The following is a 23,705-nucleotide window of genomic DNA, read 5'->3' as shown; positions in this document are numbered from 1 at the left end:
AAGAAACCGCGCCATTTGCATGGCGCGGCTTGACGCTTTCGTGATGAAAGATGTCTACTTCTCGGGGATCAGGCCCCTTGGGCTGAATCTGAGAACAATCAGCAGGATAAGCCCCATCGTGAACAGGCGCATATGTGCCGTGCTTTCGATCAGGTGGGCCTTAAGCGCGTTGCCATCTGGCATGCTGGAAGTGATCAGGTTCATAAGCCACAGACCGATCGGTTCGACCTCGACCCACAGGAACCAGATCAGAAAGGCCCCCAGGACCGAGCCGAAATTGTTGCCGGAACCGCCGACGATCACCATCACCCAGACAAGGAAGGTGAACCGGAGCGGTTGGTAGGCGCTGGGTGTCAGCTGGCCGTCCAGCGTCGTCATCATCGCCCCGGCAATGCCACAGATGGCCGAGCCCAGAACGAAGATCTGCAGATGACGGCGGGTGACGTCCTTGCCCATGGCTTCGGCGGCGACCTCGTTGTCGCGGATCGCGCGCATCATGCGGCCCCACGGGCTTTTGAGCGCCATCTGAGCCATCCAGAGCAGGATGAGAAGCACGATCAGGAACAGGAATGCATAACCCAGTTTCACCCACAGGGTCGAAGCGGTCACCGGGTCCAGCCCGAATGAGGCTGCACGTTCGACGAAGGACGGGTCGCTCTGCAGGTCAATCTCATAGCCCACGATAGGTGAGGGGCGGGGGATGCCGTAGACGTTCTTGACCCCTCGGGCCAGCCAGTCCTCGTTTTTCATGATCGCAATGATGATCTCGGCGATGCCCAGCGTGGCAATCGCAAGGTAGTCCGAGCGCAGACCCAACGCCGTCTTGCCAATCAGCCAGGCAGCGCCCGCGGCCAATAGCCCACCCGCCGGCCACGCAAGCAGCACCGGAAGATTCAGCCCGCCGATATTTCCCGCAATGGCTGGGTCGATGGCTTCGACGGCAGCGATGCTCGGGTCGAACACCGCGCGATAGACGAAGAACCCGACGACGAGGATTGCGATGATCGCCAGCGTTCGTGCCCGGCCCTTGGGCATTTTTTGCGCGGCCATCACGGCTGCGACAACGGTCGCTGCCCCCAGCAGAAGCGCCAGCACGATCCCGTACCCGCCCGCGGACCAGGCTCCGGGTGTCGGAGGGGTAGAGACCAGCACAACCGCAAGTCCGCCCAGCGCAACAAAACCCATGACGCCGACATTGAAAAGTCCGGCAAAGCCCCATTGCAGGTTCACACCGATCGCCATGATCGCGGAAATCAGACCCATGTTCAGAATCAAGATCGCCGTGTTCCAGCTTTGAACGAAACCGGTCAGCAGGATCAGCCCGCCGACAATCACGAAAAGCAGGGTGTTTTTGACTGCTTCGTTCATACCGCTTTCCCCTTGAACAGACCTGTTGGCTTGAACAGAAGCACGATCAGCAGAATGACGAAGCTGACGGCGAATTTGTAATCGGTGGACAGGAACTGTACCAGGCCCGAAGGTTCGAGGCTTTCCGGGGCAAGGTAGGTCAGCACCTTCTTCCAGGCATAAGTGATCGTGACTTCGGAAAAGGCGATGATGAATCCGCCTGCGATCGCCCCAATCGGGTTACCCAATCCGCCCACGATGGCAGAGGCAAAGATCGGCAGAAGCAGCTGGAAATAGACGAATGGCTTGAAGCTCTTGTCCAGCCCGTAGAGAACTCCGGCCGTCGTGGCCAGTGCTGCAACGATGATCCAGGTGATCATCACCACACGTTCCGGGTTGATGCCGGACAACAAGGCCAGATCCTCGTTGTCGGAATAAGCGCGCATCGACTTGCCGGTGCGGGTCTTGTTGAGGAACCAGAACAGCAAGGCGACGGCAACGACGGCGACGATCACGGTGATACCCTGCGAGGTTTTGATCGCAAGCCCCTCATCCAGCCCGGTCATCTTTTTGAAATCCCGCGCAGAAATCAGGAACCGTGCCCCATCCGAGAACCTTTGGTCATCGGGGCCGATGATGAAGCGCACCAGCCCATTCATGATGAACATCACACCCATGGACACGATCACAAGGATCACAGGTTTGGCCTTTTGCTCGCGGTAGAACCGATAGACCAGCCTGTCGGTGATCAGCACCAGAAGGATGCACCCCAGGATCGCAAACGGAAGCGCCAGAAGCGCCGTCGGCAGGGGCCCGAACCCGATCCCTGCGGCCTGGAGACCCCAAGTGACCAGCACGGCGATCATTGCGCCGAAGGCCATCGTATCCCCGTGGGCAAAGTTGGAAAACCGCAGGATGCCGTAGATCAGGGTGACCCCCAGCGCCCCAAGTGCCAACTGGCTGCCATAGGCAACCGCAGGCACGATCACAAAGTTCGCAAGCGCAACAAGCGCATTCAGTAGGTCCATTATGTTCTTCTCACTGTCCGGGTGCGGCTTTATGGCATGACGCCGACGAAAGACACAACAATTTGGAGCATGATTTTTGCGGCTTTGTGCATGTTTTTATGTGGTTTGGCGGACATTGATCACACGCGCTCCAACCCTCTGCGGATCCCCGAAAGAAAAAGACCGCGCCACCATGTGGGATGCGGCCTGAAATCGCAGATGATTGCGGGACTAGGCTCCGGTTTCCGTGCATTGGCCGCGGTCATTCTGAAGGACCGGACGGCGAATGGACAGGTTGTAGGACAGATCAGGGCTTTTGACGAAGAAGGTCATGACATGCTGTTCGGTCGCCAGGATGAACGTCATGTTGTTCAGTCCAGGAAACACCTGAGCATCCCCGGTCGTGTCACCGAATTTGACCGATCCCTTTTGCTCGCCTTCAAGCCGTGTCAGCCGGTACTCGGTTCCATCAATATCCGATATGCACACAAACTCGCGTTGCTGAGCCACAGCGCCAGTTGCCAAGTGTGCGACCAGTGCGGCGATCATCCATTTCTTCATTTTGACTTCCAATTTTTGTGCCCCCCAATTGGGGCGCGTTTCGGGGATTGGTATAGTGGTTCGGGCGCAGCGATATTTTTGAAATTTGACCTGATTAAAGCAGCAGATTGGCATTCCGAGAAATTCCACAGGCTTTTTGAACCGGTGCGCTGCCAGGAAATAATTTATATTTTTCAGATGCCTAATAAGGGTTTTAAGGAAGAAGGGTGTGGCCGGAAACACCTATTGCCATCTTCTGGCCTTCAATTTTGCGCAAAGCGATCAAGCAAAAGGGCCAGTCGAGAATCCCGACCGGCCCCATGAAAAAACCGAATTCTGAAAACCGTCGGTTAGCCGCCCAAAAACGACTTGCGCACTTCCTCGTCCGCCAGCAGTTCCTTACCGGTTCCCGTGTATGCATTGCGGCCTTGGACCAGCACATAGCCCTTGTCGGCGATCTCAAGTGCCTGGCGGGCATTCTGCTCGACCATCAGGATCGGAAGGCCAGTGCGCGACACTTCGATGATGCGGTCGAACAGTTCGTCCATCACGATCGGCGAAACGCCCGCAGTCGGTTCGTCCAGCATCAGCACTTTGGGCTTGGTCATAAGCGCGCGGCCGACGGCCACTTGTTGGCGCTGACCGCCCGAGAGCTCGCCCGCCGCCTGGTTGCGTTTGTCTCTCAGGATCGGGAACAGCTCAAACACCTGTTCCATCGTGTCCGAGAAATCATCCGTGCGGATGAACGCGCCCATTTCCAGATTTTCCTGAACCGTCATCGAGGTGAAAATGTTCTGCGTTTGGGGCACAAAGCCCATGCCTTTGATCACCCGGTCCTGCGGGCTGAGGTTGGTGATGTCCTCTCCATCCAACCGCACCGATCCGGCGCGCACGTCCAGCATGCCGAAGACGGCCTTCATCGCGGTGGATTTGCCAGCGCCGTTGGGGCCGACGATCACGGCGATTTCGCCCTTGTCCACGGCGATCGTACAATCGTGCAGAATGTCGGGGCCTTTGCCGTACCCGCCGGTCATGGTGTCACCGATCAGGAATGGACCGCCTTCTACCCGGTGGGTCTTGCCGCTGACCCGATGGGCCGGCGTCATTGTGCCGATGCCATGCGTGTTGGTAATCGAGGCGTCCTTGTTGCCCTTGTCGTCCTGATAGGGATTGTCGCTCATGCCCCGGCCTCCAACTGGTCTTTGTTCTTGAGACCAGTGCCCAGATAGGCCTCGATGACGTGCTCGTTGGCCTTGATCTCGTCCAGCGTGCCTTGCGCAAGCACCTTGCCCTCGGCCATGCAGATCACCGGATCGCAGATCTTGCCGATGAAATCCATGTCGTGTTCGATCACGACGAAGGTGTAGCCGCGTTCCTTGTTCAGACGCAGGATCGTATCGGCGATGGTCATCAGCAGGGTACGGTTCACGCCTGCGCCGACCTCATCTAGGAACACGATCTTGGCGTCCACCATCATCGTGCGACCCAGTTCCAGCAGCTTTTTCTGGCCGCCCGAGACCTGACCCGCCTTGTGGTCGGCCAAATGTTCGATGGTCAGGAACTCCAGCACCTCGTCGGCCTTGGCACGCAGGGCGCGTTCCTCATCCGCAATCCGCTTGCGGCCGAACCATGTGTTCCACAGCGATTCACCGGATTGGCCACCGGGGACCATCATCAGGTTTTCGCGGCATGTCATCGACGAGAACTCGTGCGCGATCTGGAAGGTGCGCAACAGCCCCTTGTGAAACAGATCATGGGGCGGCAGGCCGGTGATGTCTTCGCCATCCATCCAGACCTTGCCGCTGGTCGGAGGCAGAACACCCGCGATCACGTTGAAAAGAGTGGTTTTTCCGGCCCCGTTTGGACCGATCAGGCCAGTAATCGAGCCCTTTTCGATCTCCAGCGATGCCCCGTCCACCGCATGGAAACCGCCGAAATGCTTGTGCACGTCCTCGACGACGATCATGTGTTCCCCTGTCCGCGGCTTTCGCGGTTCTTCGTGTTGCCCCATCCCCAAGATAAGGTGGCGCCTTTTGTCATTGAAACAGCCCGGGCACAAGGCCCGGGCTGCTTGGTATCATGCGGTCAGCTGACGGATCAACGGAACTTGACGGTCTCGTTCTTGCCGTCTTTCACTTCGATCTCGCGGTAGGACCCAGCGCTTTCGCCCGGACCGATCAGTTCGACACCCGAAGCGCCGACATAGTCGATGTCCTGACCAGCGGCCAGCAGTTCCAGACCCTTGGCCAGTTCACCCGGATAGATCTTCTCGCCGGGGGCGTTGGCCACATCCAGGATCTTGCCACCGTACTGGGCCGGATCGGCCGACCCTGCTGCCTGCATGGCCAGCATGAACAACGCGGCTGCGTCATAGCTTTCAGGCGAGTAGGGCGACGAGCCGTCAAAGCCCGCGGCTTCGGCCATGGCAAAATACTTCTCGGCGCCTTCGCCGCCGGAACCGGCGATCTGACCAAACGAGCCGTCCAGATCGGGGCCGACATTCGCAGGCAGCGAGTCACCGATCATGCCGCCCGGCAGACCGAACGTGTCGAACGCGCCGCTGTCCAGAGCGGACTGGATGATGCCCAGACCACCCTGATCCAGGTAACCGGCAACCACGAGGATGTCCCCACCCGCCGAGGCCAGTGCGCCGACTTCGGCCGAATAGTCCGCTTTGCCGTCTTCATGTGCTGCAACGATGGTCACTTCACCGCCCACGGCCTCGAACGACGACTGGATCGCGTCGGCCAGACCTTTGCCGTAGTCGTTGTTGGTATAGGTCAGAGCGATCGAATTGATGCCGCGGTCTTTCAGAATGTCAGCCATAACCTGACCTTCGCGCGCATCCGACGGGGCGGTGCGGAAGAACAGCCCGTTGTCTTCCATCGTCGACAGACCGGGTGAGGTCGCTGACGGCGAGATCATGACCATGCCATTCGGAATAGCGACGTTCTGCAGGATTGCGCCAGTTACACCCGAGCAGTCGCCGCCGATGATGCCGGCGACGCCATCGGCGATCATGCGTTCGCCGTTCGAGGTGGCCAGGCCGTTGTCGATGCAGCCGGTATCGGCGCGCGACGGGGTGACGGTGGCGCCGCCCAGCAGCTTGCCGGATTCGGTCACTTCGGCCATCGCCAGTTCAGCGCCCGAACCCATTGCCGGGGCCAGTGATTCAATCGGCCCGGTAAATCCGAACAGAACGCCCAGTTTGACGTCTTCGGCCATTGCGGCACCGGCCAGCAATGCGGTTGCTGCAGTCGCAGTAAGCAGCTTTTTCATTAGGTTACTCCCTTGTTGGAACGTATTCGTTCTGAGCAAGACCCTAGGCAAGCTGTTCAGAAAAGAAAAGTCCAAACAGGAATGTGTCTTTTGGCTGAACAACTCTATTTGTTTTCTAGGGTTTGGTTCCCGGGCGGCTCATTCTGACCGGGATTGGAGCGATAGATATGATCAGGGTTTTCACGATTCTCATTCTGATGATTTGCGGCAGCGTCGCGTCGGGCGAGTCATTGAAGACATCCGCAGGCGAGGTCTCGGTGACGACCATGCTTGCCGGCCTCGATACGCCCTGGGCGATCGGCCTGCTGCCTGATGGCAGTTTTTTGGTTACCGAGCGCGACGGCCAGTTGCTTTTGGCGCGTGACGGCAAGGCCACCAAGGTCCGGGGCGTTCCGAAAGTCGCGGCGCAAGGGCAGGGCGGTCTGCTGGACGTAACCATCGCCCGCGATTTTGACCGCACCAGAGAGGTGTTTCTAACATTCTCGAAACCGCAGAGCGGCGGGGCCGGTACGGCGGTTGCCGTGGCGCGCCTGTCCGAGAACGGCAAGCGGCTGACCAACCTGAAGGTGATATTCGAAGCGGTTCCCGGCGGCTCGGGTGGCCGGCATTTCGGATCGCGCGTGGTCGAGGCGCAGGACGGGACGCTGTTCATCACTGTGGGGGATCGTGGCGACAGGCCAAGCGCGCAGGACCGCTCGAACCACATGGGGACGGTTATTCGGATCAACCGCGATGGCTCGATCCCGGCGGATAATCCGTTTGTCGCGCAAGAAGGCATCCGTCCCGAGATCTGGTCCTTTGGTCATCGCAACCCGCAAGGCGCTGATGTTGATACGAGCGGCCGGTTGTGGGTCTCGGAACATGGCGCCAGGGGCGGGGACGAGGTGAACCTTGTGAAACCCGGCGCCAACTACGGTTGGCCGGTCATTTCCTACGGGACGCATTATTCCGGAGAGAAGATTGGCGAAGGCACCAGCAAAGACGGAATGGAACAGCCGCGCTTGTATTGGGATCCGTCCATCGCGCCCTCGGGCTTGATGGTCTATTCCGGCGGGATGTTTCCCGAGTGGCGGGGTGACATCTTCGTGGGTTCGCTGAAATTCGACTATATCGCACGGCTGTCCGGAAACCCGTTGCGCGAGGTCGAGCAGATCAAAGGCCCCGAGACCGAACGGGTCCGCGACATCGTGCAGGCCCTAGACGGTGCGATCTGGTTCATCTCGGTCGGGCAGGGTGCGGTTTACAGGATTTCCCGTTCGTCCTAGGAGTGCAGCGATACACTTCTAAGAGGATTGATATGTTCCGCATTCTCGCAGCGATATTTTTGTCCCTTTCGACACTTCCCGCCGCGGCCGACGAGGTCTTTGCGACCTATGCCGAATACGAAGCCTTCGTCGACACCAAGATCAAGAACCGCGAGTTCTCGAACGTCATCAACCGGTTGGGCGGCGCCGACGAATACACGCCGCAGCAGATGCAAGTCCTGCAAGGGCAGCTGCGTGACCTTGTCCCGTACTACCTGACCAGTGCCGACGTTGCCAAACGGGTCGAGCTTGAGAACGGGTTCGCGCAGGAAATGCGGATCTACTGGAACGACAAGAACAGCTATCTCTACTATTACGCTCTTTTGCATAAACGCCACGACGGCGTGCTAGTTCTGCAGTTCAGCATCAACACACGCGCCGAGCCCATTCTGGGCATGTTCTAGGCGTCAGACCGACAGCCGCCCGCTCTGGGTGCCACGCTCGCGATAGGGCGTGGTGTTGTAATGCGCGCGGTAGCATTTCGAGAAATGGCTGGGGCTGGCAAAGCCGCAGGCCAAGGCCACGTTGATCACGCTCATGTCGGTCTGCATCAGCAGGTTGCGCGCCTTGTGCAGCCGCAATTCCATGTAATAGCGCTTGGGCGAACGACTCAGATACCGGCGGAACAGCCGCTCGAGCTGGCGAGTCGACATGCCAACATCCTTGGCCAGGATCGAGGGCGAAATCGGCTCCTCGATGTTCTTCTCCATCATCAGGATGACCTGGCTCAGCTTGGGGTGGCGCACGCCGATCCGCGTGGGCGTCGAAAGGCGCTGGGTGTCCTGATCGGTGCGGATAGAGGAATAGATCATCTGGTCGGCAACGGCATTGGCCAACTCCTCACCGTAGTCATCGGCAATCAGCTTCAGCATCAGGTCGATTGACGAGGTGCCACCAGCCGTTGTCATCCGGTTGCCGTCGATCAGAAAGACGGATTTCGTCAGTTCGACGTTTTCGAACTCTTCCGCAAAGCTGTCGGCGTTTTCCCAGTGGATGGTGGCGCGTTTGCCGTCCAGCAGGCCGGCTTTGGCAAGGGTATAGGCCGCCGTGCACAAGCCACCGATCTTCAGACCTTTGCGGGCCTCGCGGCGCAGCCAGTTCAGAACCTTTTTGGTGGTCGCCGCCTGAACATCGACGCCGCCACATACAAGGATCACCTCGTCCCGCTGCAGTTCGTCCAGATCGCGGTCAAGCTCGAACGTCGTCCCGGCCGAGCAGCTGACCACCTCTCCGCCTTCACCGGCCAGCGACCAGGTATAGATCTGCTGATCCGCCATCCGATTGGCAATCCGAAGGCTGTCCAGTGCCGAGGCAAAAGACAGCAACGAAAACTTGTCGAGCAACACGAATACGAAATTGAGCGGCTTGGCCGCGCGCTTGTCCACAGTGACAACTTGGCGTTGCTCTTGCATGGCGAACTGTCCTTGATTCGGCGGGCCGAGGCCCGAGGCCTGCGGCGAATTTGACCGACACCATGCTCAAAGCTTGTTTCCGACGTCAAGAGGCGCAAATCGGATATGGTCTCTGGTCTATGGATTTTGTATAGAGACCACCTGAATTACCTCAGCGGAGATCAAAGCTATGACCGAGTGGCAAAAAACGAACTGGCGCAGCAAGCCGCGGGTTCAGATGCCAGACTATACCGACGCGGCCGCGCTGGCCAAAGTCGAGGCCAAGCTTTCGCAGTATCCCCCGCTGGTTTTTGCGGGCGAGGCCCGGCGTCTGAAACAGCACTTGGGTGCGGCCGGCCGTGGCGAGGCCTTCCTGCTGCAGGGTGGGGACTGCGCCGAAAGCTTCGACCAGTTCAGCGCCGATGCGATCCGCGACACCTTCAAGGTGATGCTGCAGATGGCGATGGTTCTGACCTATGGTGCCAAGGTTCCGGTGGTCAAGGTGGGCCGTATGGCTGGCCAGTTCGCCAAGCCGCGCAGCGCGCCGACCGAAGTGATCGATGGTGTGGAACTGCCCAGCTACCGTGGTGACATCATCAACGAACTGGCCTTCACGCCCGAGGCGCGTATCCCGAACCCGGAAAAGATGCTGCAGGCCTATACCCAGGCTGCGGCCACTCTGAACCTGCTGCGCGCGTTCTCGACCGGCGGTTTCGCGGACATGAGCCGTGTGCATTCCTGGACCTTGGGCTTTACCAACGAACAGGACGTGCAGAAGTATTCCGAGATCGCCGACCGCATTCAGGACACGATCGACTTCATGGAGGCCGCCGGCATCACCGCGGATACCACCCATGAATTCTCGACCGTCGAGTTCTACACCAGCCACGAAGGACTGCTGTTGGAGTACGAAGAAGCGCTGACGCGACTGGATTCGACTTCGGGCAAATGGCTGGCCGGCTCGGGCCATATGATCTGGATCGGCGACCGCACCCGTCAGCCCGACGGCGCGCATGTCGAATTCTGCCGCGGCGTGCTGAACCCGATCGGTTTGAAATGCGGACCGACCACCACGGCCGAGGACCTCAAGGTTCTGATGTCCAAGCTGAACCCGGACAACGAAGAAGGCCGTCTGACCCTGATCGCGCGCTTCGGCGCGGGCAAGGCGGGCGAGCACCTGCCGCGCCTGATCAAGGCCGTCAAGGAAGAGGGTGCCAAGGTGACCTGGGTCTGCGACCCGATGCACGGCAACACGATCAAGTCGGCCACCGGCTACAAGACCCGTCCGTTCGAATCGGTCCTGCGCGAGGTGCGGGATTTCTTCGGCGTGCATCAGGCCGAGGGCACGATCCCCGGCGGCGTGCATTTCGAGATGACCGGTCTGGACGTGACCGAATGCACCGGCGGCGTCCGCGCGGTCAGCGAAGAGGACCTGTCGGACCGCTACCACACCGCCTGCGATCCGCGTTTGAACGCATCGCAGTCGCTGGAGCTGGCGTTCCTGGTGGCTGAAGAGCTGACCAACCTGCGCCGCGACCGAAAGGACCGCGCAGCAAGCTGAGGCATGTCGGATTGAAACGCAAACGGCGGGCCCTCGGGTCCGCCGTTCTGCTTTTTACTCGTCGCGAGAGAAGACCAGCCGCAGGTGTTTCGCCGGTCTCTGGAAATCGGCCTGATCCTCGGCAAAGCCCGCCTCGAAAAGCCGGCTGTTGTGGGCCTGATCCTGAATGTTCACCAGTGTGCGGATCCGAGTGTCCTCGATTCCGAACCGTCGCGGCGTAGCGCCTATCGTGCCATCGCTGACCATCACACCCAGCACCCGGCTGACATCCCCCAGATCGCTTCTGAGGGGCAACAGGATCATGTGGGCCTGCAGCCGCGTCCGGCCGAGCTTGCCTTTTGAAACAAGGCTGAACTCACCGATCGCCGGAGCGGCGAACACCTCTTCCAAGGCCTCTGACACCTGATCACGGGCGCTGGGATCAAAGAAGGCGGTCAGAGGCATTCCGCGCACCTCCATCCCCGCGATCTTGTTCAGATGGCTTCCCGCCAGTCGAAACCGGGCGAGGCCGGGCGCGATGCGTTCCAGAATGAATGTGTATTCCAGAATGTTTTCGAGGCCGCGTGGGTCGATCTGGGAACGCTTGGGAACGCCGTCGCCGCTCAGCAGCGCGGTCCAATACGCCTCGGCCTGACGGATGGGGGACAGACTGCGCCCACTGTCAAAGCGATCCATTGCGATGATCTTTCCAGCTTTCGACCCGGAACCATTCCAGAAGAAGGTTTTCATTACCATGCACCTCGTGTCGATTGGCGGCCATCCGGTCCGTGCGCCATGCAAAGCGATAGCGGCCGACCCATCCTTCGACTGACAGATTGACACGGGTTTATTCAATTTTGGACCAAATCTTTAAGGAATGGTTAACTTCTTGCGATGAATTGCACATCCGGCAAGGTCTTGCCCTATGGGGTACGATAGCTTTAGGTGCAGCAGAACAAGGCTGCGCAGCAGTGGGAAAGGGCAGGCATGATCAAATCCATGACCGGTTTTGCATCCGGAAAGGGCGCATTGGGGCCGCACAGCTGGAGCTGGGAACTGCGCAGTGTCAACGGCAAGGGTCTGGACATGCGGTTGCGGGTGCCGGACTGGCTGACGGGACTTGAGGCTGCGCTGCGCGCGGATATGTCCAAACAGATCAGCCGGGGCAACGTGACGCTGAGCCTGCGCGTCGCCCGCGAAGAAACCGCCGCCGAACTGAAGCTGAACGAAGGCGCAATGAGCGCCGCGCTGGAGGCGTTGGCGCAGGCCGAGGAATTGGCGGTCAACAAAGGTGTCGCGCTTGCTCCGTCAAAGGCCAGCGATCTGCTGATGCTCAAGGGGATGCTGGACGCGGCAGCCGAAGACGACGATCCCGCGCCGCTGGTCGAGGCGTTGAAATCCGAATTTGGCAGTCTGCTGGCTGAGTTTGTGACAATGCGCCGGGATGAGGGGCAAGCCCTGGCTTCCATCCTGTCGGCCCGGTTGGATCAGATCCAGACCCTGACCGAGCAGGCCAGCGAGCTGGCCGAGCGGCGCAAGGAAGCCATGGCCGACACTCTGCGCCAGAACCTTGCGCGGGTAATGGAAAACAGCCAGGGCGCCGATCCCGACCGGGTGGCGCAGGAGTTGGCCCTGATCGCGGTCAAGGCGGACATCACCGAAGAACTGGACCGCCTGGCCGCGCATGTCGTAGCCGCGCGCGCACTGCTGGAGCAGGAGGCCCCGGTCGGCCGCAAGTTGGATTTCCTGATGCAGGAGTTCAACCGCGAGGCCAACACGCTGTGCTCCAAATCCCAGAATTCGGACCTGACAACGATCGGACTGGAGTTGAAGGCGGTGATCGATCAGTTGAGAGAGCAGGTGCAAAATGTCGAATAAGCAAGGAAAAGTGTAATGGCGGATCGCCGCGGTCTACTCATCATCCTTTCGTCGCCCTCGGGTGCCGGAAAATCCACTTTGGCCCGTCGCCTGATGGAGTGGGACACCGATCTCGAGTTTTCGATCTCGGCCACTACCCGCGCCCCGCGCCCGGGTGAGGAACATGGACGCGAATACTATTTTCTCAGCGAAGATGATTTCCGCCAGCAAGTGTCAAATGGGCAGATGCTGGAACATGCCCATGTGTTCGGCAATTTCTACGGCTCACCCGCTGGACCAGTGCGCGAAGCGATCCAGAGCGGGCGGGACGTGCTGTTTGACGTAGACTGGCAGGGTGAAGTGCAGATCCGGAATTCCGAGCTGGGCAAACATGCTTTGTCCATTTTCATTCTACCGCCATCGATCAAAGAGCTGCGCCGCCGGCTTGAAACCCGTGGTCAGGACAGCGCCGACGTCATTTCCAAACGCATGATGAAAAGCTGGGACGAAATCAGCCATTGGGGCTACTACGACTATGTGTTGATCAATGACGATCTGGCCGCAACCGAGGAAAAGCTGAAGACGATCGTCAGCGCCGAGCGGATGCGCCGTATTCAGCAGCCCCGGTTGCAGGATCACGTCCGCGCCTTGCAATACGAATTCGAGAGCATGTCATGACCATTTACGCATTGGGACAGGACGTCCCGCAGATCCACGAAGACAGCTGGGTTGCGCCGGACGCGAACCTGATCGGCAAAGTCGTCCTGGAGCGAGGTGCATCCGTCTGGTTCGGGTGCACGATCCGAGCCGATCACGAAGAAATCCGCGTGGGCGAGGGCAGCAACGTTCAGGAGAACTGCGTGATGCATATCGACGCCGGTTTTCCTCTGACGATCGGAAAGAATTGCACCATCGGCCACAAAGTGATGCTGCATGGCTGCACTATCGGTGACAATAGCCTGATTGGTATGGGAGCCATCGTCCTTAACGGCGCGAAGATCGGCCGGAACTGCCTGATCGGGGCAGGGGCCCTGATCACGGAAGGCAAGGAGATCCCCGACAACTCGCTGGTGATGGGAGCCCCGGGCAAGGTGGTTCGGCAACTGGACGAGGCGGCGGCCCGGCGGATCACGTTCAGCGCGCTCCATTATCAAGAGAACATGCGCAAGTTCCGGGAAACGCTCACGCCCGTTTCGCCCGTCGCATAGGTCCTGTGAACCGGTCATGAGCAACGAACTGCTTGCCGAAGTCGTCTCTGCCTTGCCGATGCCCGCATTGATGGTCGATCAGACCGAGCGGATCATCGCTTCGAACGCGGATGCGCGTGCGCTGTTGGGCCGAAACATCGACGGTCGCCATTTTGCGACGATCCTGCGACAGCCACAGGTCATCGAAGCGATGGAGAAAAGCTTGCGGAGCAAGGGGCCGGCCAACAGCCGGCATCTGGCGAACGACGGTGCACAGGACACTGCGTTTCAGGTTCACTGTCGGTACATGCAGGGCGTCGGCGCGGTTTCCGGTGGCGCGGTTCTGGCAACGTTCATGGATGTGACCCACCTTGAACAGGCCAGCCAGATGCGCCGTGACTTCGTTGCCAATGTCAGCCACGAACTTCGTACCCCACTAACCGCTCTGATGGGCTTCATCGAGACCTTGCAAGGACCGGCGAAGGATGACGCGGTGGCCCGGGACAGATTCTTGAAGATCATGACAGCCGAGGCCAACCGGATGAACCGTCTGGTCGGTGACCTGCTGTCGTTGAATCGGGTCGAGAGCGAAGAGCGCATTCGGCCAAGGCAGCAGATTGAACTGATCGAAGTGCTGCGCGTGACGCTCGAGACGTTGCGCCCCTTGGCGGATGACGCGGGTGTTTCCCTGTCTCTGAACGCCCCGGATAACCCCGTTCGCCTTCCGGGCGACAATGACCAGCTGCGGCAAGTTTTCACCAACCTGATTGAAAACGCCATCAAATATGGCGGCAGCGGTGGCAGTGTCGATGTGCAAGTCTCGGTCTCAGATCAGGATACCGCGATCCGGGGACCGGCCGCCCGGGTGCGGGTCATCGACAAGGGCCCTGGCATCGATCCGGTTCATCTGCCTCGTCTTACCGAACGGTTTTATCGCGCCGACAGCCACCGCTCGCGCGAATTGGGGGGGACGGGGCTGGGCCTGGCTATCGTCAAGCACATCATCAACCGCCACCGCGGTCGGTTGCGGGTGGAAAGTGATTTGGGAAAGGGTGCGGTGTTCACCGTCATTTTGCCCATGTAAGACTGGCGCGTGATAGGCTAGGAACGGTCAAGCCGAGTACTCGGACCAAAAAACGAAGGACCCGCCACCCGTGGATAGCGCATTGGAAACCGAAACCCTCAAGGTCTCAGCCAGGAACGTGAACGTGTTCTATGGTGACACGCACGCCATCAAGGACGTGAATGTAGAAATCCAGGACAAGACCGTTACGGCGTTCATCGGGCCCTCGGGGTGCGGCAAGTCTACCTTTTTGCGGTGTCTGAACCGGATGAACGACACCATCGACATCTGTCGGGTCGAGGGTGAAATCCGCCTGGACGGGGAAGACATCTATGACAAGCGGATCGACCCCGTGCAACTGCGCGCCAAGGTCGGCATGGTGTTCCAGAAACCCAACCCTTTTCCGAAGTCGATCTATGACAACATCGCATACGGCCCGCGGATTCATGGTTTGGCCAAGACCAAGGCCGAACTTGACGAGATCGTCGAGAAATCCCTACGCCGCGGCGCCATCTGGGACGAGGTGAAGGATCGCCTGGATGCCCCTGGCACTGGTTTGTCAGGAGGGCAACAACAGCGCCTGTGTATCGCCCGCGCCATCGCCACGGCACCCGAAGTTCTGTTGATGGACGAGCCCTGTTCGGCGCTGGACCCGATTGCCACCGCCCAGGTCGAAGAGCTGATCGATGAACTGCGGGAGAGGTTCTCGGTCGTGATCGTCACCCATTCGATGCAACAGGCGGCGCGCGTCAGCCAGAAAACGGCGTTTTTTCACTTGGGCAATCTTGTCGAGTTCGGTGATACCGCCCAAATCTTCACCAACCCCGAAGACCCGCGTACCGAAAGCTACATCACCGGCCGCATCGGCTGAGAACAGGTAAAAGACCATGAGCGAACAACATATTGCATCTGCCTTCGACCGCGATCTTGAGGCGGTTCAGGCCCACATCATGAAAATGGGTGGTCTGGTCGAAGCCGCGATTACAGGTGCGGCCCGTTCGCTGGAAACGCGGGACGAGGAGCTTGCGCAGCAGGTGCGGCAGGGCGACAAGGCGATTGATGCGCTTGAGGACCTGATCAATGAGGAAACCGCCCGGGTGATCGCTCTGCGGGCGCCCACCGCCGGCGACCTACGGTTGGTGCTGTCCGTTCTCAAGGTTTCGGCCAACCTGGAACGCATCGGCGATTACGCAAAGAACATCGCCAAGCGCACCACCATTCTGGTCGAGGCCAACCAGATCGGCGGCAGCACCGCCGCACTGCGCCGCATGGCGCGTGAGGTTGAGCGGATGCTGCGTGACGCATTGGACGCCTATATTCAAAGGGATGCTGAGCTGGCCCGTGACGTTATCGATCGGGACCAGGAAGTGGACCAGATGTACAACGGCCTGTTCCGCGAGTTGCTGACCTTCATGGCTGAAGACCCGCGCAACATCACGGCATGCATGCATCTGCATTTCATCGCCAAGAACATCGAGCGGATGGGTGACCACGTCACTGCCATCGCAGAACAGGTGATCTATCTGGTGACCGGCGAACGGCCGACCGAAGCGCGCCCGAAAGCAGACAACACCTCGCAATCTCTGTAGGGAGTGGCCGGCATGCCGACAGGCCAGCCCACTATCCTGATCGTCGATGATGAGCCGGCGCTGCGCGAGGTGCTGGCCTACAACATGCAGTCCGCCGGGTACGAAGTGGTTCAGGCGGCAAGCGGCGAAGAAGCCCTGGTGCTGGTCCAAGAGGTGGCGCCTGATCTGATCGTGCTTGACTGGATGATGCCCAATCTCAGTGGGATTGAGCTGTGTCGTCAGCTAAAGGCACGCCCGCAGACCCGCGCGAGCCCGATCATCATGCTGTCGGCGCGGTCCGATGAGGCGGACAAGGTGAGCGGTTTGGAGACGGGGGCCGATGACTATGTGGCCAAACCGTATTCGATGGCGGAACTGATGGCGCGGATCCGAGCTCAACTGCGTCGGGTACGCCCGGCGGCGGCTGCGGAAACCCTGGAATATCACGACATCGTCGTGGACCTCGAAAGCCACAAGGCCAGTCGGGCGGGCAAGCCGCTCCGGATGGGGCCAACCGAATTCCGGCTGCTGTGCACCTTCATGGAGAAGCCGGGGCGCGTGTTCAGTCGCGATCAGCTATTGGACCGTGCCTGGGGGCGCGACGTCTATGTCGATTCCCGCACCGTGGATGTCCATATTGGTCGATTGCGCAAGGCGTTGACTGCGTTTGGCGGAGCCGACCCCCTTCGAACGGTTCGAGGTGCCGGATACGCGCTGGATTAGCCTATCTGGGCAGTGTTTCGTCGTTTTGGGCCTGAGACGCCAACCAGTGACGGAAGTGCCGAAGTGTCGGATCTTCGGACTTTGAGTTTGGCCAGACCAGGTAATAGGCCCCCATGGTTTCAACCGGATCCTTGCAGGCTGCAACAAGTCTGCCGGTCGCCCGGTCTTGCTCGATCAGATAGTTGGGCAGCAGGGCGACGCCCAGCCCATGCAGGGCGGCTTGATTGATGGTCGTGAATTGATCGTGCACCGTGCCGGGCAGGGCGCCGGAATGCGGAACGCCCATTTGCTTGAACCAGTCTTGCCAGGCGCGCGGGCGGGTCTGGATGTGAAGCAGGGGCAGTTTCAGCAATTCGCGCGGATCGTCCGGCGCGCCTCCTGGCAGCAGCGAGGGGGCACATACCGGCAGAACCCTTTCCACCTTCAGCAGCAGGCGCTCGGTGCCGGGCCAATCCGGTTCCCCGAAATGTAACGCAGCATCAAAGGGTTCTGATGAGAAGTTGAATGGCCTCAGGCGCGTGGACATGTTGATTGTGATGTCAGGATGCAAACGGGCAAAATCCGGCAGTCGTGGCACCAGCCAACGCATTCCGAATGTCGGCAGGATTGCCAGATTCAGCGTTCCACCCACTGGCGCGACGTGCAGTTTCAGGGAGGCCTGCGCAATTTGGTTCAGACCTTGTCGTATTTCCGCGACATAGTCCTGCGCCACCGGCGTCAACGCCAATCGCTTTTTGTCACGCAGAATGAGCTGCACGCCCAGCTGGGTCTCGAGCGTCTGCAGTTGTCGGCTGACGGCGCTCTGGGTCAGCGCAAGCTCTTCCGCGGCGGCCGAGGCGGAACCCAACCGGTCCAACGCTTCGAGCGCGCGAAGCGAAGAAATTGACGGAAAGAGTCGACGAGGCGTATCCATCTATGCGTTTTACTCATGAAAACTTGCAAATGTCTCGCTGTTTTTTGCGTAAATTGCAGGGTAGGGTGCGTATGAACTTCAGTTTGGAGCCAGAAGATGAATGCCCCCGACACCAAACCTGCATTGCGCGCAAAGGATGCGCCCGATCTTGGCCGCTTTACCTGGGACGATCCGTTCCGCCTGTCTGATCAACTGACCGAGGATGAACGCCTGATCGCCGACAGCGCTCGTGCGTATGCACAGGAAAAGCTGCAGCCTCGGGTAACTCAGGCGTTTCAGAACGAGGAAACCGATCCCGAAATCTTCCGTGAGATGGGCGAAATGGGCCTGCTGGGCACCACCATTCCCGAGGAATACGGCGGGATTGGCGCCGGTTACGTAACCTACGGTCTTGTCGCGCGCGAGGTCGAACGTGTGGATTCCGGCTATCGCTCGATGATGTCGGTGCAAAGCTCGCTGGTGATATATCCGATCTATGCCTATGGCAGTGAAGAGCAGCGCCGGAAATACCTTCCGAAACTGGCCAGTGGTGAATGGATCGGTTGCTTTGGCCTGACCGAACCGGATGCGGGGTCTGATCCGGCGGGCATGAAAACCCGGGCGGAAAAGATCGACGGCGGTTACCGTCTGACCGGCAGCAAGATGTGGATTTCCAACGCGCCAATTGCCGATGTGTTTGTTGTCTGGGCCAAGTCCGATGCTCATGACGGAAAGATCCGCGGCTTCGTGCTTGAAAAGGGTGCCAAGGGTCTGAGCGCACCCAAGATCAAAAACAAGCTTAGCCTGCGCGCGTCAATCACCGGCGAAATCGTGATGGATGGCGTGGAGGTTGAAGAAAGTGCCTTGCTGCCGCACGTCCAGGGCCTGAAAGGGCCGTTCGGATGTCTGAACCGAGCGCGCTATGGCATCAGTTGGGGTGTCATGGGGGCCGCAGAATGCTGCTGGCACGCGGCTCGTCAGTATGGATTGGATCGCAAGCAGTTCAATCGTCCTTTGGCGCAGACACAACTGTTCCAAAAGAAACTGGCGGACATGCAGACCGAAATCGCGTTGGGCTTGCAGGCCAGCCTGACAGTCGGACGGTTGATGGACAATGCCGAAGCTGCGCCTGAGATGATCTCGATCATCAAGCGGAACAATTGCGGCAAGGCGTTGGATATCGCGCGGATGGCGCGGGACATGCATGGTGGCAACGGTATCTCGTTGGAGTTCCAAGTCATTCGTCACATGGTCAACCTTGAGACCGTCAATACCTACGAGGGCACGCATGATGTTCATGCGTTGATCCTGGGGCGGGCGCAGACCGGGTTGCAGGCATTCTACTGATCCGCAATCTAAAGTGCGCGTAATCGGTATTATGTAAATAAAGATGTGAAGTCTGGCACCGCCACGTTCGCATTGGCGGTGCTATTTCAACCTGTTACGGTCCTGTGTGAACCCAAGACAGGATGCGCTGATGGACCTTCAAGGAAAAATCGTAGTTGTTACCGGTGCAGCCCAAGGCATCGGCAAAGGTATTGCGACGCGCTTCGCGGCGGATGGCGCGCGTGTGATCTGTGCGGATATCGATGAAGCCGGCGCCGAAGCCGTCGCCCAGGACATTGGCGGGCATTCGTTCAAATGCGATGTGGCCGACGAACACGATATCCAGCAAATGATCGAAAGCGTCGAATCCAGCATCGGCCCCATTGACCTGTTCTGCGCCAACGCCGGCATCCTGGCGCTTGGCGGTTTCGATGTTCCCGATGCGCATTGGGACAGGATTTGGAAGATCAACGTCATGTCTCATGTGTGGACGGCCCGCCATCTGGTGCCGAGGATGATTGCGCGCGGCGGCGGCTACATATTGATCACGGCTTCGGCTGCGGGGCTGCTCAACCAGCCCGGAGCCGCGCCATACGGAGTCACCAAACATGCGGCGGTTGGTTTCGCGGAATGGCTGGCTTTGACCTATGCCGACAAAGGCATCCGGGTTTCGGTCTTGTGTCCTCAGGCTGTCCGATCGGAAATGACCAAAGGATTTGAAGACTCAGTTGCCGCGATTGATGGCATGCTTGAACCCGAGGACGTGGCACAGGCTTGTGTCGAGGCCATTGGCGCCGAGACCTTTCTGGTTCTGCCGCACCCGCAGGTTCTCGACTACATACGCCTGAAAACCGCCGATTACGACCGTTGGATTTCAGGAATGAACAAGTTGAATCAGCAGTTTGCAGGCGATACCTAGTCTTTCTTTCGGGCGCGGCGCAGAAGGCCTTCCTGCGCGACGGAGGCGACCAAGGTACCGTCCTGCGCATAGATTGACCCGCGGTTGAAGCTGCGTCCCTGCCCCGTCCATGGCGACTCCATGGAATAGAGATGCCAATTCTGGAATTGAACCGGCGCATGAAACCAGATCGCGTGATCCAGGCTCGCGCCATTGATTTCGCCCGTGAACCAGCTCAACCCGTGCGGCCGCATGCCGGAACTCAGCAGCGCCATGTCCGAGGCATAGGCCAGCAACAGGTGTTGGTTCACGTGATCAGCCTGTTCCGCTGCTCCCATGCGGAACCACAGATGGTTTCGGTCGTCGCTTTTCTCGGGCTGGAATATGTCCAAGGGATCAATTTCGCGCACTTCGATCGGACGTTCGCGCAGCAATTCGGCGCGCAGCCTTTCGGGAACGCGGTTCAGGTATTTTTGCCGCAATTCATCGCGGGACGGTTGCGTTTCGGGCGATGGGACATCAGGCATCGCGTGCTGATGGTTCCAGCCTTCATCCTGAATGTGGAACGAGGCCGACATGTTGAGGATCTGCTTGCCGTGCTGGATAGCCACCACGCGCCGTGTGGTGAACGACCCACCATCCCGCGCGCGATCTACCTGATAGATAACCGGAATTTCCGGATCTCCCGGACGGATGAAATAGGCATGCAGTGAATGGCAAAGGCGGTTTTCGACCGTTCGGTACGCCGCCGCCAGAGCCTGCGCAATGACCTGACCACCAAATATCCGCGTGGGCGTTTCACCGCCGGACCCGGTGCCTCGGAACAAGTCTACCTCAAGGCGTTCAATGTCCAGCAAATCCAACAGGATGCGTTCGGCTTCGGTCATTCGACTCTCTCTGGTTCTGTTCGTGATCGGCCTAGCAGGCCCGTGCGGGTCATTCAATGAGGGCGGCGTGAACCAGGGCTTTGAGTTCTGAGCGTGACGGGTAGGAGCTGGAGGGCGATAGCTGCGTAAAGAAAACAGCCGACATGTCGTTCTTTTGGTCGACCCAGAAAAAGGTCGACGCCATTCCGCCCCAACTGAAGTCTCCAACCGATCCAGGGGTGCGCGCACGGCCCGGGTCCAGAACCACAGCGCCGCCAAGCCCGAACCCCATGCCGTCCATCGGCTGTTCCGCAAAGCTCTGAGGACCCATGGACGCGATGTCGCCCGGCAAGTGGTTGCGCATCATGAAATCCACCGTGCTCGGGCCCAGCAGTCGTTGATCACCCACCTGCCCTTTGGCGCGCAGCATCTCGGCGAAACGGGCAAAATCGTCGATCGTGCTGACCAGCCCACCACCGCCGGAAAACAGCGTGGCCGCTTCAAATGGCGAGTCTCCGGCCTGATCCACCAATCGCAACGTTTCGCCGCCGGACTTGGCCGCGTTCAGGGCCATCGCGTCTCCCTCGAGCGGTGTATAGAGCGAGGCGAACCGGTTCCCTGCGCCTTTGGGAACCGAAAACCCGGTTTCGTCCATCTCAAGCGGCCCAAAGATCTCGTCGGCAAAGAACTGGTCCAAACTCCTGCCGGACACGACTTCGACCACCCGTCCGATAACGTCGATGCCGACCGAATACTCCCAGCGGCTGCCGGGTTGAAACGCCAACGGCAATGCAGCCACGGCCCGAACCTGATCGGCCAGCAGACCCTGGTCCGGTTTGAACATCAGGTCCTGAGCATCCATTGCGGCAGGCAGAACGCCCGGATTGAACGGATAGCTTAGCCCGCTGGTGTGGGTCAGCAGTTGATGCAGGGTCGGCGGCTTCGAGTTTTCTGTTTGTTCAATGGATTGCGCGTCTTTCCGCAACGCCTTCATTTCGGCGAATTCCGGCAGAAACTCGGATACCGGCGCCTCAAGGTGCATCAGACCTTGTTCTACCAGCATCATCAGCGCTGTCGTGGTTACCGGCTTGGTCATCGAATAGATGCGAACCAAGGTCTCGCGGTTGAACGGCAAATCACTCTCGAGACTGCGCAATCCGCAATCGTGAAAGAAAACTTCGCGCCCGTGCTGCTTCAACAGAAAGGCGCACCCGGGGTATTTTCGTTCGTCCACATACCTTTGCATCCATGTCTGAATGCGGTCCAGCCTCGTCCGATCAAATTGCATTGGCCGAAATTTCCCCGTTTTTTCTTTCATCTACGCGCAATCCTGCCGCCCCGTGGCAAAGAAAAACAGCCCAAAAACACAGCCGGCGAAAATTGCCGGGCGAGCGGTCTGCAAGTCTGCTCTCGGCCACGACCCGCGACGCTGCTAGACTGACGGCGTTCTGGATTCGTGATTTGCAGCCGTTACCCCTGAATTCGCCACCGGCCGGAGGTGCCAGATGACGCAGAACGTGGAATTCGTATACGACTTTTGCAGCCCGAACGCTTACCTCGCTCATAAGGTTTTGCCAGATCTCGCCGAGCGTCATGGGGCTGAGATTCGCTTTGTGCCGGTTCTGCTGAGTACAGTTTTCAAGGCTACCAACAACCAGAACCCATTTCAGGCGTTCTCGGAAAATCGGAAGAAATCGGCGTATCTGACCCATGACCTGCACCGCTTTGCGCGGCGGCGCGGCCTGAACTTTCATATGAGCCCCTATTTTCCGCTGAACACGAAATTCGCCATGCGTGGCGCGGTCGCGGCGATGGGAAAATCATGGGAAGACAGATATGTAGACGCCGTTTTTGATGCAATATGGGTGCACGGGCAGAAGATTGACGACCTGAATGTGTTGACCGACATCATTCAAGAACGTGACCTGCCGGTACGAAAAATCCGTGAGGCGATCACCGGCGATTTGGCCAAGCAGACCCTAAAGGATCAGACAAAATCGGCCGTCCGCCGCGGGGTTTTTGGGGTGCCCAGCCTGTTTGTCGGGTCCGAGATGTTTTTTGGTAAGAACAGCCTGGCCAACGTAGAACTCGAGCTCGAGGCGTCACACTGAGGTTTCAGGGACGCAGTCCCAATTGCCGGGCGGCATCTATCAGCTTGTGCGCGTGGTCTCCTTCAAGCTCTTCCGGGGTCACGTAAAAGCTGGGCCCGCCGATATTCAATCCAAATACCCGCCCGTCGCTGGCGGTGGACACCGGAACGGAAATGGCATGGACGTCGTCCCGCCACAGAGAATATCCGGTACAATAACCTTGTGTATCGTATTCATCCAACGCGGTTTTTATCGAGTCGCGCAGGTGATTTTCGGGCAGGTTCAGATCGCGTCGAGCAGCGTCAATCGCCGTTTCCCTTTGATCCTCGGTCATGCCAACCAGAATGGCCCGCCCCATGGCCGAGGAGAACAACGGCAGCCGGGATCCGACATGCATGGTAAGCGCCACGTTCTGCGTCGACCTGCTGACCGCGACGTATACGACCTCGGCCCGATGCGCTTCGCCCAGGGCGGCCGTCAGGTACGGATTGGCTCCATCGCGCAGTTCCCTCAGTACCTCGACGGCACGCTCGCATATGTCAGCCGCCCCCAGAACTCCAAATCCCAGCCGCAGCACTCCGACACCAAGCCGATAAGAACCGCCTGCGTGATCCTGAACAAGATAACCCAGTTGGCACAGCGTATGGGTCAACCGCGAGATCGTTGGCTTGGGCAGACCCGTGCGTTCCGCAAAATCCGTGTTGGTCAGGGCGGTTTCGCCGTGGCGAAAACACCGCAGCAGTTCAAGCCCCCGCGCCAGTGCAGTGACGAAGTTCCGATCCTTGCCAGTGTCGGCGCTTGATGATGTCTCGGATACCAAGCCTGCC

At 59.2% G+C, this 23,705-nt stretch carries 25 protein-coding genes; 13 read left to right on the top strand and 12 right to left on the bottom strand.

Going from position 1 to position 23,705, the window contains the following annotated elements:
- Window positions 1-54: 54 nt before the first annotated feature.
- The 6 genes from ACR0MM_RS02675 to ACR0MM_RS02650 all read right to left on the bottom strand — a co-directional run bounded on the left by ACR0MM_RS02675 (window position 55) and on the right by ACR0MM_RS02650 (window position 6,173).
- Window positions 55-1,368, bottom strand: coding sequence for a branched-chain amino acid ABC transporter permease (locus tag ACR0MM_RS02675; RefSeq protein ID WP_480694255.1), 1,314 nt, complete (start codon window positions 1,366-1,368; stop codon window positions 55-57).
- A complete protein-coding gene (locus tag ACR0MM_RS02670; RefSeq protein ID WP_093962081.1) occupies window positions 1,365-2,375 on the bottom strand; it encodes a branched-chain amino acid ABC transporter permease in 1,011 nt (336 codons plus the stop codon). The genes ACR0MM_RS02675 and ACR0MM_RS02670 overlap by 4 nt, the downstream gene beginning before the upstream one ends.
- A 210-nt stretch (window positions 2,376-2,585) precedes the next feature.
- Window positions 2,586-3,137, bottom strand: coding sequence for a hypothetical protein (locus ACR0MM_RS02665; protein ID WP_480694253.1), 552 nt, complete (start codon window positions 3,135-3,137; stop codon window positions 2,586-2,588).
- A gap of 107 nt (window positions 3,138-3,244) precedes the next feature.
- Complete coding sequence (locus ACR0MM_RS02660; RefSeq protein ID WP_170338588.1) at window positions 3,245-4,075, bottom strand: ABC transporter ATP-binding protein; 831 nt, start codon at window positions 4,073-4,075, stop codon at window positions 3,245-3,247.
- Window positions 4,072-4,860 carry an ABC transporter ATP-binding protein gene (locus tag ACR0MM_RS02655; RefSeq protein WP_093962961.1) on the bottom strand — a complete coding sequence of 263 codons (789 nt, stop codon included), beginning with the start codon at window positions 4,858-4,860 and terminating at the stop codon, window positions 4,072-4,074. The genes ACR0MM_RS02660 and ACR0MM_RS02655 overlap by 4 nt, the downstream gene beginning before the upstream one ends.
- A 131-nt stretch (window positions 4,861-4,991) precedes the next feature.
- Entirely contained in the window at window positions 4,992-6,173 is a 1,182-nt protein-coding gene (locus ACR0MM_RS02650; protein WP_170338589.1) for an ABC transporter substrate-binding protein, read from the bottom strand.
- A 167-nt stretch (window positions 6,174-6,340) separates the two neighbouring features.
- Between ACR0MM_RS02650 and ACR0MM_RS02645 the strand changes: the two genes are divergently transcribed.
- Together ACR0MM_RS02645 and ACR0MM_RS02640 are read left to right on the top strand one after the other, a co-directional pair.
- Complete coding sequence (locus ACR0MM_RS02645) at window positions 6,341-7,438, top strand: PQQ-dependent sugar dehydrogenase (RefSeq protein ID WP_480694251.1); 1,098 nt, start codon at window positions 6,341-6,343, stop codon at window positions 7,436-7,438.
- A gap of 32 nt (window positions 7,439-7,470) precedes the next feature.
- The gene (locus tag ACR0MM_RS02640) at window positions 7,471-7,881 is read left to right on the top strand and encodes a hypothetical protein (protein WP_480694249.1); all 411 of its coding nucleotides are present in this window, start codon (window positions 7,471-7,473) and stop codon (window positions 7,879-7,881) included.
- A 3-nt stretch (window positions 7,882-7,884) separates the two neighbouring features.
- Here ACR0MM_RS02640 and ACR0MM_RS02635 read toward each other — a convergent pair whose 3' ends face one another.
- Window positions 7,885-8,889 (bottom strand): GlxA family transcriptional regulator, encoded by a 1,005-nt coding sequence (locus ACR0MM_RS02635; RefSeq protein WP_170338595.1) that lies wholly within the window; start codon window positions 8,887-8,889, stop codon window positions 7,885-7,887.
- Window positions 8,890-9,058: 169 nt separating this feature from the next.
- Here ACR0MM_RS02635 and ACR0MM_RS02630 point away from each other — a divergent pair, with 169 nt between their 5' ends.
- Window positions 9,059-10,429, top strand: a complete 1,371-nt coding sequence (locus ACR0MM_RS02630) for a class II 3-deoxy-7-phosphoheptulonate synthase (RefSeq protein WP_170339151.1) — start codon at window positions 9,059-9,061, stop codon at window positions 10,427-10,429.
- Window positions 10,430-10,483: 54 nt separating this feature from the next.
- Here the strand turns inward: ACR0MM_RS02630 and ACR0MM_RS02625 are convergent, their stop codons facing one another.
- Window positions 10,484-11,158, bottom strand: a complete 675-nt coding sequence (locus ACR0MM_RS02625; protein ID WP_170339153.1) for a PAS domain-containing protein — start codon at window positions 11,156-11,158, stop codon at window positions 10,484-10,486.
- A gap of 237 nt (window positions 11,159-11,395) precedes the next feature.
- Here ACR0MM_RS02625 and ACR0MM_RS02620 point away from each other — a divergent pair, with 237 nt between their 5' ends.
- From ACR0MM_RS02620 to phoB, 7 genes are all read left to right on the top strand, one after another.
- Entirely contained in the window at window positions 11,396-12,286 is an 891-nt protein-coding gene (locus ACR0MM_RS02620) for a YicC/YloC family endoribonuclease (RefSeq protein WP_480694246.1), read from the top strand.
- Window positions 12,287-12,301: 15 nt separating this feature from the next.
- Complete coding sequence (gmk, locus tag ACR0MM_RS02615; RefSeq protein WP_170357855.1) at window positions 12,302-12,943, top strand: guanylate kinase; 642 nt, start codon at window positions 12,302-12,304, stop codon at window positions 12,941-12,943.
- Window positions 12,940-13,473, top strand: coding sequence for a gamma carbonic anhydrase family protein (locus tag ACR0MM_RS02610; RefSeq protein ID WP_170367115.1), 534 nt, complete (start codon window positions 12,940-12,942; stop codon window positions 13,471-13,473). Before gmk ends, ACR0MM_RS02610 begins: the two co-directional genes overlap by 4 nt.
- 16 nt (window positions 13,474-13,489) lie before the next feature.
- Window positions 13,490-14,536, top strand: a complete 1,047-nt coding sequence (locus ACR0MM_RS02605; protein ID WP_480694244.1) for a sensor histidine kinase — start codon at window positions 13,490-13,492, stop codon at window positions 14,534-14,536.
- A gap of 70 nt (window positions 14,537-14,606) precedes the next feature.
- Complete coding sequence (pstB, locus tag ACR0MM_RS02600) at window positions 14,607-15,386, top strand: phosphate ABC transporter ATP-binding protein PstB (protein ID WP_260066122.1); 780 nt, start codon at window positions 14,607-14,609, stop codon at window positions 15,384-15,386.
- A gap of 16 nt (window positions 15,387-15,402) precedes the next feature.
- Window positions 15,403-16,104 (top strand): phosphate signaling complex protein PhoU, encoded by a 702-nt coding sequence (gene phoU, locus ACR0MM_RS02595; RefSeq protein WP_093962068.1) that lies wholly within the window; start codon window positions 15,403-15,405, stop codon window positions 16,102-16,104.
- 12 nt (window positions 16,105-16,116) lie between these two features.
- Complete coding sequence (gene phoB, locus ACR0MM_RS02590) at window positions 16,117-16,806, top strand: phosphate regulon transcriptional regulator PhoB (RefSeq protein WP_480694242.1); 690 nt, start codon at window positions 16,117-16,119, stop codon at window positions 16,804-16,806.
- 1 nt (window position 16,807) lies between these two features.
- Here the strand turns inward: phoB and ACR0MM_RS02585 are convergent, their stop codons facing one another.
- Window positions 16,808-17,719: a LysR family transcriptional regulator gene (locus tag ACR0MM_RS02585; RefSeq protein WP_480694240.1), complete on the bottom strand. Its 912-nt coding sequence runs from the start codon at window positions 17,717-17,719 to the stop codon at window positions 16,808-16,810.
- A 96-nt stretch (window positions 17,720-17,815) separates the two neighbouring features.
- Between ACR0MM_RS02585 and ACR0MM_RS02580 the strand changes: the two genes are divergently transcribed.
- Both ACR0MM_RS02580 and ACR0MM_RS02575 read left to right on the top strand, forming a co-directional pair.
- Window positions 17,816-19,045, top strand: a complete 1,230-nt coding sequence (locus ACR0MM_RS02580; RefSeq protein WP_480694238.1) for an acyl-CoA dehydrogenase — start codon at window positions 17,816-17,818, stop codon at window positions 19,043-19,045.
- 130 nt (window positions 19,046-19,175) lie between these two features.
- Entirely contained in the window at window positions 19,176-19,943 is a 768-nt protein-coding gene (locus tag ACR0MM_RS02575; protein WP_480694236.1) for an SDR family oxidoreductase, read from the top strand.
- On the opposite strand, the gene ACR0MM_RS02570 is transcribed toward ACR0MM_RS02575, so the two are convergent.
- Window positions 19,940-20,809, bottom strand: coding sequence for an acyl-CoA thioesterase (locus ACR0MM_RS02570; protein ID WP_480694234.1), 870 nt, complete (start codon window positions 20,807-20,809; stop codon window positions 19,940-19,942). The two genes, ACR0MM_RS02575 and ACR0MM_RS02570, sit on opposite strands and share 4 nt — an antisense overlap.
- A gap of 49 nt (window positions 20,810-20,858) precedes the next feature.
- Window positions 20,859-22,076 carry a serine hydrolase domain-containing protein gene (locus ACR0MM_RS02565; RefSeq protein ID WP_480694232.1) on the bottom strand — a complete coding sequence of 406 codons (1,218 nt, stop codon included), beginning with the start codon at window positions 22,074-22,076 and terminating at the stop codon, window positions 20,859-20,861.
- Between the two features lie 217 nt (window positions 22,077-22,293).
- Here ACR0MM_RS02565 and ACR0MM_RS02560 point away from each other — a divergent pair, with 217 nt between their 5' ends.
- Complete coding sequence (locus tag ACR0MM_RS02560) at window positions 22,294-22,899, top strand: DsbA family protein (RefSeq protein ID WP_480694230.1); 606 nt, start codon at window positions 22,294-22,296, stop codon at window positions 22,897-22,899.
- Window positions 22,900-22,903: 4 nt separating this feature from the next.
- Here ACR0MM_RS02560 and ACR0MM_RS02555 read toward each other — a convergent pair whose 3' ends face one another.
- Window positions 22,904-23,698, bottom strand: a complete 795-nt coding sequence (locus tag ACR0MM_RS02555) for an IclR family transcriptional regulator (RefSeq protein ID WP_367647568.1) — start codon at window positions 23,696-23,698, stop codon at window positions 22,904-22,906.
- Between the last annotated feature and the right edge of the window lie 7 nt (window positions 23,699-23,705).

This window comes from Ruegeria sp. BC6 (genome assembly GCF_056539185.1).
The sequence above is the reverse complement of the archived record's forward strand: the minus strand, read 5'-3'. Positions and strand labels throughout refer to the sequence as shown.